This is a genomic window from Nocardia sp. NPDC004722 (assembly GCF_053601505.1).
In genome coordinates, this window is the sequence record NZ_JBSGBY010000802.1 from 1 (window position 1) to 3,152 (window position 3,152).

General features: G+C 71.3%; 1 protein-coding gene and 2 pseudogenes. 1 reads left to right on the plus strand and 2 read right to left on the minus strand.

What is annotated here, in order from left to right; translation table 11 throughout:
* The coding region (locus ACWELQ_RS42110; protein ID WP_452402579.1) for an ATP-binding protein at positions 1–1,933 on the minus strand (1,933 nt) is incomplete at its 3' end.
* Positions 1,934–2,037: 104 nt separating this feature from the next.
* Between ACWELQ_RS42110 and ACWELQ_RS42115 the strand changes: the two are divergent.
* A pseudogene (locus ACWELQ_RS42115) lies at positions 2,038–2,700 on the plus strand (epoxide hydrolase family protein); the annotation flags it as partial.
* 332 nt (positions 2,701–3,032) lie between these two features.
* On the opposite strand, the pseudogene ACWELQ_RS42120 reads toward ACWELQ_RS42115, so the two are convergent.
* Positions 3,033–3,152, minus strand: a pseudogene (locus tag ACWELQ_RS42120) (ABC transporter permease); the annotation flags it as partial.

The window sequence follows — 3,152 nt, forward strand, 5'->3', positions numbered from 1 at the left end:
CCAGGCCCGCCACCTCGGCGGCCGCCGCGCCGGCCAGCCCGAGATGGGCGTGCGCCCGGGCGACCAGCGCGTCGATGCCCAGTCGCTGCGCGATAGCCAGCGCGGCCCGGGCATCCGCCGCGGAACCCACCGCGTCACCCCGGAAGATCCGCGCCGACGCCGACTGCACCAGCGCCTCCGCGCGTTCGGCCCCCGGCGATTCGGTGCGCAACAGCGCCAGCGCCCGGGTCAGATCTTCGCCGGGCCCGGCCCCCGTCGTGCCGCGCAGATAGGCCCGCCGCCGATACAGCCGGGCCAGGCGTTCCGGCTCGGCAACGACTACCCGGTCCGCCGCACCACCGGTCCGCGCTGACCCTGACGCCACGCCGCCAGTCCCAGCCACCGCGCCACCGGTCCCAGCCACCCCGGTGTCGGTCCCAGCCACCACACCATCGGTTCCAGCCACCTTGGCGTCGGTCCCAGCCACCGCGCCACCGGTCCCAGCCACCCTGGCGTCGGTCCCAGCCACCGCGCCACCGGTTTCAGCCATCCCGGCGTCGGTCCTGCCCGCCGCGTCACCGTTCGGATCGAGGATCCCCAGCGCCGCGTCGGCGGCGGCGATGCCACGCTCGGTCGCGCCGATGGCGACCGCCACGTCGACGATCTGTTCCAGGACAGCCAGTTTGGTGGTGTCCACGCGGGATTCGGGGTTCTCGACGCGGTCCCAGAGGGTGAGCAGCTGTTCGAGCAGGCGCAGGCGCTCGGGGTGGGTGGAGGGGGTGGCCGAGACCGCCGACCAGGTGGCGGTGAGGGCCTCGGGCAGGTCACCGGCGGCCTGGGTGTGGTGGGCCAGTTCGGCCAGGGAATCGGCGGTGGGAGTGCGGGTTTCGGCGCGCAACGCCTCCGCCAGTCGGGTGTGCAGGCGGGTGCGCTCGCCGGGCAGCAGATCGTCGTGGATGGCCTGGCGGATCAGAACGTGACGGAATTCGTAGCCGGTGTCGGTGGGTAGCAGCAGGTGGCGGTCGACGAGTTCGCGTAGTGCGCTGTGCAATTCGTCGTCGGAGAGCTCGACCGCGGCGGCCAGCAGGTCGTGGCGGACCGGGGAGCCGATGACGGCGGCCAGCCGGACGGCGGTGTGCGCCTGCGGGGACAGCCCGGCCTGGAAGCCGAGCAGCAGATCGGTCAGCCCGGCGGGCACCTCCCCCGGTGCGCGCCCCAGCGCCTCCACGAACAGCGGATTGCCGCCGCTGCGCTCGTAAACCTGGGTGATGAGCCGTGGTTCGGGTTCCCGCCCGAGCAGCGCGGCGAGCTGGCGTCCCACTTCGTGCCGGGTCAGCGGATGCAGATCCAGCACTCGCACACCGGGATTGCGGCGCAGCTCCGCGACGAGCCCGCGCAGCGGCCCGGCCTCGCCGGGCCGATAGGTGCCGACCAGCAGGGTGTCCGCGTCGGTCAGGTTGGCGGCCAGGAAGGTGAGCAGATCGCGGCTGGCGTCATCGGCCCAGTGCAGATCCTCGAGCACCAGCACCACCGTGCGGGTGAGCGCCAATTGCTCCAGCACCGTGAGGATTTCACCGAAGAGCCGAATGCGATCGGCCTCCGCCGCCGCCCCGCCGGTGTGAACGGCCAACTGCGGCAACCAGTTCGCGAGCGCCGGGCGCGGCGGCAGCAGCTCCGCCACCGCCTCCACGCCGAGCCGCCGCACCAGCGCCCGCGACACCGCCAGGAACGGCGCGAACGCCACCCCGCCGGTCCCCAGCTCGGGGCATCGCCCGACCAGCACCAACGCGCCGGGATCGAGCCGCTCCCCGAACTCGCTCACCACGCGCGATTTGCCGATTCCGGCCTCACCGGCGATCAACACCGTATGCGTCCCGGGATCCCCCACCGCCTCGACAAGCACGGCCACCTCAGCGGCCCGACCGACCAGGACGCTACTGCCGGGAAAACTCACCACCCCATGATCATGCCGCGACACGGGTAAAGCGGACACCCGAGTCGATGAATAACGAATTGTCGTGATGTGGGGGCACCGTCTTTATCGGAAGACTCGAAGGCATGAGCAGCACAGAGAACGCCCTGAACAGCACCGCAATCCACCCCTTCCGCATCGACATCCCGCAGGCCGATCTCGACGACCTCCGCGACCGGCTGACCCGCACCCGGTGGATCGACGAGGTGCCCGGCACCGGCTGGGAGCGCGGCGTCCCCACCTCCTACCTGCGCGAGCTGGCCGGGTACTGGGCCGAGAAGTTCGATTGGCGCGCCGTGGAAGCCGAGCTCAACGCCTACCCGCAGTTCACCACCACCATCGACGGCCAGAACCTGCACTTCCTGCACATCCGCTCCGAGCAGGCCGATGCCACCCCGCTCATGCTGATCCACGGCTGGCCCGGCACCCCCGCCGACTTCCTGGCCATGATCGGCCCGCTGACCGATCCGGCCGCGCACGGCGAGCCCGACGCCCCCGCCTTCCACCTGGTGATCCCGACCCTGCCCGGCCACGGCTTCTCCGGCCCGCTGACCGAAACCGGTTGGGGCGACGGCAAGGTCGCGGCCGCGCTCGCTGAGCTGATGGCCCGGCTGGGTTATGAGCGCTACGGCGTCCAGGGCGGCGATCACGGCGCGTTCGTGGCCCCGCGCCTGGGCCGCGAGCACGGCGAGCACGTGATCGGCGTGCACGCCAACGCCCTGGTCACCTTCCCGACCGGCGATCCGGCCGATATGGCCGCGCTCACCGAGGCCGAGAAGCAGCGGTTGGCCGCGATGAAGCAGTGGCAGGACGACGGCTCGGCCTACATGAACCTGGCGGGCTCGCGCCCGAACACCCTCGCGCAGCTGCTCGCGGATTCGCCCGCGGGACAGCTGGGCTGGATCGTGGAGAAGTACAAGGAGTGGACCGACGCGGCGCACGAGTTGCCCGAGGACGCCATCGACCGCGATCGGATACTGACCACGGTGAGCATCTACTGGCTCACCGATACCGCGCGCAGCGTCGCGAACTACTACTACGAGCGGTTCCACGACTACACCACGTTCGCGCCGAAGCCGAAGGGCACCGTGCCCACCGGTGTCGCGGTGTTCATGGTCACCACGAAGGGCACCGAACGCAGACCCAGCGATTCGATGGCGTCGATCTCCTCGGAGATGCGCATCGACCCGATCTCGGCGGT